The following is a 7,328-nucleotide window of genomic DNA, read 5'->3' as shown; positions in this document are numbered from 1 at the left end:
CCCGCCAAGCCGCGGCCGGCGGGGGCGGACCAGCTGTCGCCGACCTTCACCGCCGGGCTAGACCGTGCGCTGCGGACGCCGCTGGCGCGCATCGTTGCGAACGCCGACAGTATCCATGCGCAGACCGATGGCCTGGTGCAGCCCGATTATGCCGATTATGCGGCAGATATCGCCAATGCCGGCCGCCATCTGTTGGCGCTGGTCGACGATCTGGTCGATCTTCAGGCGGTCGAGCGGCCCGACTTCGCGCTGCTTCTCGAGACGATCGATCTGGCCGATATTGCGCGGCGTGCTGCCGGGCTGCTGGCGGTGCGGGCGGGCAACGCAAACGTGACGATCACCCGGCCCGCCGCGGAAGCCCGCGTCGTCGCGCGCGGTGATTTCCGGCGCGTGTTGCAGATCCTGGTCAATTTGATCGGCAACGCGGTGCGCTATTCGCAGTCGGGTGGCGCGGTGCAGGTGACGACGCATACGGGGAGCGATCAGGTGACCGTCGTCGTCGCGGATACCGGCAAGGGCGTGGCGCCCGCGGATCATGCGCGAATTTTCGAGAAGTTCGAGCGGGTCGACGCGTCCGAGCCGGGCGGCAACGGCCTCGGGCTCTATATCGCGCGGCGGCTGGCACGCGCGATGGGCGGCGACCTGACGATCGACAGCGCGATCGGCGAGGGGGCTCGGTTCGTGTTGTCGTTACCGACGCAGGCGACGCGCGGCCAGGATCAGTACCAGGCCTAATACCGCGAGCGCGGCGCCGCGGTCCGCCCAAGGCCGCTGATCGAGCATGAAGCTCGATCGCGGCCAATGGACATATCCAAGCCCCTGGCCGATCCACAGGAACCCCATCAGCGCGCACATCACGCCGATGACCATCAGGATCGGCCGGAGCTTCATCTCAGCGCGACGCCATCGGCGTATAGTCGCGCTGCGTCGGGCCGCTGTAGAGCTGGCGCGGACGGCCGATCTTCTGGTCGGGATCGGTGATCATCTCGTTCCACTGCGCGACCCAGCCGACGGTGCGGGCAAGCGCGAAGAGAACGGTGAACATCGAGGTCGGGAAGCCGATCGCCGAGAGGATGACGCCCGAATAGAAGTCGACGTTCGGGAACAACTTCTTCTCGATGAAGTAGGGATCGCTCAGCGCCAGACGCTCGAGCTCGATCGCGACGTCGAACACGGGGTCGGTGACACCCAGCTCGCCGAGCACTTCCTTGACGGTCGTCTGCATGACGGCCGCACGCGGATCGTAGTTCTTGTAGACGCGGTGGCCGAAGCCCATCAGGCGGAACGGATCGTTCTTGTCCTTCGCGCGGGCGATGAACTCGGGGATCCGGTCAACCGTACCGATCTCGTGCAGCATGTTGAGCGCGGCTTCGTTGGCGCCGCCATGTGCTGGGCCCCACAGGCAGGCGATGCCGGCCGCGATGCACGCGAACGGGTTGGCGCCCGACGAGCCGGCGAGACGGACGGTCGAGGTCGACGCATTCTGCTCGTGATCGGCGTGGAGGATGAAGATGCGGTCCATCGCCTTTTCGACGATCGGGTTCACGACGTACTTCTCCGCTGGCACGGCGAACGTCATCTTCAGGAAGTTGCCGGTGTAGCTCAGCGTGTTGTCCGGATAGACGAACGGCTGGCCGACGCTGTACTTGTACGCCATCGCGGCGATCGTCGGCATCTTGGCGATCAGGCGATGCGACGCGATGACGCGCTGTGCCGGATCGTGGATGTCGGTCGAATCGTGATAGAAGGCCGACAGCGCGCCGACGACGCCGCACAGGATCGCCATCGGATGCGCGTCGCGACGGAACCCGCGGAAGAACTGCGCGAGCTGCTCATGCACCATCGTGTGGCGCGTGATCGTGTTCGAGAAGGTCGACAGCTCTTCTTCGCTGGGCAGTTCGCCGTTCAGCAGCAGATAGGCGACTTCCATGAAGTTCGACTGTTCGGCGAGCTCGCCGATCGTGTAGCCGCGGTGGAGCAGCGTGCCCGCATCGCCGTCGATATAGGTCAGCTTCGACTGGCACGAGGCGGTCGAGGTGAAGCCCGGATCATAGGTGAAATTGTCGGTCTGCGCGTACAGCTTGCGGATATCGATGACATCGGGGCCGACCGTACCGGACATGACCGGATAATCGAATTCCTTGCCGTCGACCTTGAGGTTTGCGGTCTCGCTCATGCTTGTATCCTTCCTCGAAATCTTATCAGTCTGCCATCCGGTCGGCGATCCGACCGAGGCTCTCGTCACGCCCGAGCAGGTCGAGCACATCGAATATTCCCGGCGACGTCTTGCGACCGGTCAGCGCGGCGCGAAGGGGTTGTGCAACCTGCCCGAGCTTTAGGCTTCGCGCTTCGGCCACGCGCCGTACCGCGCCTTCGAGCGCTTCCGTATCCCACTTGTCGAGCGCGTCAAGTTCAGCATGCGCGTTCGTCAGAATCGCACTCGCTTCACCCTGCAAAAGGCTCGCTGCGGCGTCATCCATCGCCAAAGGTCGCTGGCTGAACAGGAAATTCGAACCTTCGGCGAGTTCGTTCAGGTTCGCTGCACGTGGCTTCAGGACCGGCATGGCGCGAGTCAGAAGGTCGAGTCCGCCACCGGGCAGGGCATGGCCGAGCCGATCGGCGGCGAGCTGGGCCAGACGCGCATCATCGGCCTCGCGAATATAGTGGCCGTTCAGATTCTCGAGCTTCTTCAGGTCGAAGCGCGAGGGCGACTTGCCGACGCCCGACAGGTCGAACCACTCGACCGCCTGTTCGCGGCTGATGATCTCGTCGTCACCGTGCCCCCAGCCGAGCCGCAGCAGGTAATTGTCGAACGCCTCGGGCAGGATGCCCATCTCGTCGCGATACGCCTCGATGCCGACGGCGCCGTGACGCTTGGACAGCTTGGCACCATCGGGGCCGTGGATCAGCGGGATGTGCGCATAGATCGGATCGGGCCAGCCGCCCTCGATCGCGTCCATCGCGCGGTAGATCGGCAGCTGCCGGAACGCGTTGTTGAGATGATCGTCACCGCGGATGACGTGGGTAACGCCCATGTCGTGATCGTCGACGACGACCGCGAGCATGTATGTCGGCGTGCCGTCCGAACGGAGGAGGACGAGATCGTCGATTTCCTCGTTGCGGACCGTCACCGATCCCTGGACGCGATCCTCGATCGTGACCGCACCTTCCTGCGGCGCGCGCAGGCGGACGACATGGGGAAGATCGGGGGCCTCGCTTGCCGGACGGTCGCGCCACGGGCTGCGGATGCGGAGCGGCTTCTTGGCCGCCTGCGCCTCCGCGCGCATCGCCGCGATCTCGTCATTGGTCATGTAGCAGCGATAGGCGTGGCCGGCCTCGACCATCTGGTGCGCGACGCGGGCGTGGCGATCGGCGCCGGCGAACTGCATGACGACGTCGCCGTCCCAGTCGATCCCCAGCCAGCGCATGCCGTCGATGATCGCGTCGATCGCCGGCTGGGTCGACCGCACGCGGTCGGTATCCTCGATACGCAGCAGGAATTTGCCGCCGTTCGCCTTGGCGAACAGCCAGTTGAACAACGCCGTGCGTGCGCCGCCAAGATGCAGGAACCCCGTCGGCGACGGAGCGAAACGAGTAACCACGGGTGCGGCCGAAACGACGGCATCCGTATCAGATATTGCGCCCAACCGCGGGTGCTCCCAGACTGTAGAAACGATGGCCGGATCAGCCGTCGCCGCCTCTAGCATGCGTCCCCGGCGGCGACAAATGGGCGTGCCGCCCTGGATGGCGGAGCCGGGCCGGGCGATCGAACGCTGGCTGGAGGCGGAGCGCGATCAGCTCATAACCTGGTTGCCGGTCGGGCTTGGCGGCGGCATCGCACTGTGGTTCGTGCTGCCCGATCCCGCGGCATGGGGCACCGCGATCCTGGTGCTGGTCGCTGGCGGGTTGGCCGGACTTGCGGCGGGGCGCGGCGGGCGCGCGGCGCGGATGCTCGCGATCGGCGCGATTGCGGCGGCGCTCGGCATCGGGCTGATCTGGGTACGATCGGACCGGGTGGCGGCACCGGTGCTCGCGGGGCCGACATTCGTGCAGCTGTCCGCGCGGGTCGAGACGATCGAACCGCTCGTCGCGCGTCGGCTGGTGCGGTTGACGGTGCGGCCGGTCGGGCCGGGGCAGGACGCCGATGGCGCGCCGGCTGAGTTGCCCGGCCGCGTCCGCGTCAACCTGGCAGAGGCGGATGCGCCGGCGACGCTCGCGATCGGCGCGACCATAAAGCTTCGCGCGCGACTCATGCCGCCGCCCTTGCCGGCGGTGCCCGGCGCCTATGACTTTGCGCGCGTCGCTTGGTTCGGCGCGATCGGCGCGACGGGGCGGGGCTTTTCGCCTGTGGTGGTAGCAGAGCCGGGCCGCGGCGGCGCTGGCGTCCGGGTGGCGCTGTCGCGGCATATCGTCGCGCAGCTTGACGGGAGCGCGGGCGGGATCGCGGCGGCGCTGGCGACCGGCGACGTCGGCGCGATCAGCGACGCGGATGCGGAGGCGATGCGCCGCGCCGGGCTGGCGCATCTCCTTTCGGTAAGCGGCCTCCACATCACCGCGGCGGTCGCCGCGACGATGCTGATCGTGATGCGGCTGCTGGCGCTCAGCCCATGGCTCGCGCTGCACACGCGACTGCCGTTGATCGCCGCGCTTGCCGGTGCCGCAGCGGCGATCGGCTACACCGTGCTGACGGGCAGCCAGGTGCCGACGATCCGCTCCTGCGTCGCGGCGTTGCTGGTGCTGGTCGCGCTGGCGATGGGGCGCGAGGCGATGACGTTGCGGCTGGTCGCGACGGGGGCGATCGCGGTGATGCTCGCGCTGCCCGAATCGCTCGCCGGACCGAGCTTTCAATTGTCGTTTGCCGCGATCACCGCGATCATCGCGTTGCACGAGCATCCCGTCGTCCGTGCCACGTTCGCGCCGCATGACGAGGGCCGCGGCAGACGCCTGTTGCGGGGCGCCGCGTCGCTGCTGCTGACCGGGCTCGTCGTCGAGGCGGCGCTGATGCCGATCGCGGTCTATCATTTCCACAAGGCCGGGCTGTACGGCGCGGTCGCCAATATCGTCGCGATCCCGCTGACCACGTTCGTCGTCATGCCGTTCGAGGCGCTGGCGCTGCTGCTCGACACGATCGGGCTCGGCGCGCCGGCCTGGTGGCTGGTGCAGCATGCGCTTGACGCGCTGCTGTGGCTCGCGCGCGGCGTGGCGCATGCACCGGGCGCGGTCCGCGCGCTGCCGGCGGTTCCCGACGGGGCGTTTGCGCTGATGGTCGTCGGCGGGGTGTGGATCGCGCTGTGGCGGACGCGGTGGCGACGGATCGGAATCCTGCCCTTGGCGGTCGGCGCGATCTGGGCGCTGACGACGCCGTCACCCGATATCCTTGTGACGGGCGATGGCCGCCACGTCGCGGTCCGGACCGCCGCAGGGCTTGCACTTCTTCGCGATCGGGCGGGGGACTATGTCCGCGATACGCTGGCGGAGAATGGCGGGGTCGACGGAGAACCGCTGCTGCTGGCGGATCAGCCCGACGCGCGGTGCAGCCGCGAGCTGTGCTTGACGGATGTCGTCGCGCGGGGGCGGGCGTGGCGTGTGCTGGCAACGCGCAGCGTTTACCGGGTGCCGATCGCCGAGATGCTTGCCGCCTGCCGGCGCGCGGACATCGTCATCAGCGAGCGCGGGCTGCCGCGTGGTTGTACGCCGCGATGGCTGAAGCTCGATCGATCGGTGCTCGCGCGGACCGGGGGGATCGCGTTGACGTTGACCGCGGGGCGGATGGTGACGGTGCTCAATCCGGGGGACCGGCACCCGTGGCGCGATCCACCGACGCTGGCGCGGCCAATGCGACGGTTCGGGGCGGCGGGCGATCAGCATGGGCTGGCCGGGGGGGCGGCGTCGGTCCGGTTTCGGGTGCCGGCTCGGGGGTGGTCAGAGCGATAGGTCGCGACTGGGTATGTCGGGTCATGATCCTGCGAAGGTGGGGCCTCCGATTGGGAGGGCCGCAATTCCGAAACGCGGACGATGGTGCCTGGGGCCGTTGGTCACGAACGCCACTGCCGGTTGCGTGGCGGTGATGACCGCCAGCGCCACCCGGCATTCGTCAGTCGTAGCGGCGCAGGATACCCGACAGCTTGCCCTGAACCCGGACCTGTGCGGGCGCATAACGCTGGGGGTCATAGGCGCGGTTGGCCGGGTCGAGCCGGACCATCGCGCCCTCGCGGCGGAAATATTTCAACGTCGCTTCGCTGTCCTCGATCAGCGCGACGACGATCTCGCCGTCGCGGGCGATCTCGGTACGGCGGATCAGCGCGTAATCGCCGTCGAGGATGCCGGCTTCGACCATCGAGTCCCCCGAAACCTCCAGCGCATAATGCTCGCCAGTGCCGAGCAACGCGGCCGGGACGGCAAGCATCGAGCTGCCCTCGAAGGCTTCGATCGGGACGCCGGCGGCGATCCGGCCGTGCAGCGGGATCTCGACGACGTCGTTCGCCGCGATGCGGGCGGGCGACGCGGGCGTGGCGCTGGCCGTGTTCGGCGCAGATACGGTGTCGGCCGATGCCGCCACCTTCGGCCCCGACTTCGCCGCCGTCTGCCCTGTTGCAGCCTCGGGACGCTCGGGCATCCTCAGCACTTCGAGCGCGCGCGCCCGGTTGGGCAGGCGTCGGATGAAGTTGCGCTCCTCAAGCGCGCTGATCAGACGGTGCACGCCCGATTTCGATTTCAGGTCGAGCGCGTCCTTCATCTCCTCGAACGAGGGCGACACGCCCGTCTCGGCGAGGCGGTCATTGATGAAGCAGACAAGCTCGTGCTGCTTGCGCGTGAGCATAACAGTTCTCCGTCCGGAACAGACGAGGAACTTCTATGGAACACTTGCAGCTTCGTCAAGCGGTGACGTCACGCGATGACGAGGATTTCCGCCGAGTCGCCCGCCCTTGCCGCCGGCGCGTCGCCGTCGCGGATGATCAGGCAGGACGAACGGGCGAGCGTCAGCAGCATCGAGCTGTCCTGGATGGTCGAGGCATAGGCGCGACCCTTGCGCAGTTCGGCGCGCATATAGTCGGTCCGCGACTGGTTGGGCGGAAGATCCTCGCCGAGCAGCGCGTGCGTCGTCTGCGGCAGGGGATCGCGCGCGCCGAGCATGTGCGCGACCACGGGGCGGACGAAGAGGATGGCGGTGACGAAGGCGGAGACCGGGTTGCCAGGTAGGCCAAGCAGCATCGTCCGGCCAAGCGCGCCCGCCATCATCGGCTTGCCCGGGCGCAGCGCGATCCGCCAAAAGTCGATGCTGCCGCCCGCCGCCTCGATTGCGGGGCGGACGAGATCGTGATCGCCGA

The 7,328-nt window shown here is 67.9% G+C and carries 7 protein-coding genes; 2 read left to right on the top strand and 5 right to left on the bottom strand.

Features of this window, described 5'->3' with window-relative positions:
- A partial coding sequence (locus sphsw_RS12715; RefSeq protein ID WP_160172639.1) for a sensor histidine kinase occupies positions 1–735 on the top strand: 735 nt, incomplete at its 5' end.
- Here sphsw_RS12715 and sphsw_RS12710 read toward each other — a convergent pair.
- The 3 genes from sphsw_RS12710 to gltX are packed head-to-tail and all read right to left on the bottom strand — an operon-like array spanning position 691 to position 3,707.
- Complete coding sequence (locus sphsw_RS12710; protein WP_031440938.1) at positions 691–891, bottom strand: hypothetical protein; 201 nt, start codon at positions 889–891, stop codon at positions 691–693. The two genes, sphsw_RS12715 and sphsw_RS12710, sit on opposite strands and share 45 nt — an antisense overlap.
- Position 892: 1 nt before the next feature.
- Entirely contained in the window at positions 893–2,176 is a 1,284-nt protein-coding gene (locus tag sphsw_RS12705) for a citrate synthase (RefSeq protein WP_031395755.1), read from the bottom strand.
- Between the two features lie 25 nt (positions 2,177–2,201).
- Positions 2,202–3,707 (bottom strand): glutamate--tRNA ligase, encoded by a 1,506-nt coding sequence (gene gltX / locus sphsw_RS12700; RefSeq protein ID WP_081874311.1) that lies wholly within the window; start codon positions 3,705–3,707, stop codon positions 2,202–2,204.
- Positions 3,708–3,726: 19 nt separating this feature from the next.
- On the opposite strand from gltX, the gene sphsw_RS12695 reads away from it, so the two are divergent.
- Positions 3,727–5,934 (top strand): ComEC/Rec2 family competence protein, encoded by a 2,208-nt coding sequence (locus tag sphsw_RS12695; protein WP_235188391.1) that lies wholly within the window; start codon positions 3,727–3,729, stop codon positions 5,932–5,934.
- A gap of 160 nt (positions 5,935–6,094) precedes the next feature.
- On the opposite strand, the gene lexA is transcribed toward sphsw_RS12695, so the two are convergent.
- Entirely contained in the window at positions 6,095–6,820 is a 726-nt protein-coding gene (gene lexA, locus sphsw_RS12690) for a transcriptional repressor LexA (protein ID WP_031440935.1), read from the bottom strand.
- 68 nt (positions 6,821–6,888) lie between these two features.
- The coding region (locus tag sphsw_RS12685) for a molybdopterin-binding protein (RefSeq protein ID WP_031440934.1) at positions 6,889–7,328 on the bottom strand (440 nt) is incomplete at its 5' end.

This window comes from Sphingomonas sp. FUKUSWIS1, assembly GCF_000733135.1.
Taxonomy (GTDB): Bacteria; Pseudomonadota; Alphaproteobacteria; order Sphingomonadales; family Sphingomonadaceae; genus Sphingomonas; species Sphingomonas aerolata.
This window is presented reverse-complemented; position numbering and strand designations above follow the sequence as displayed.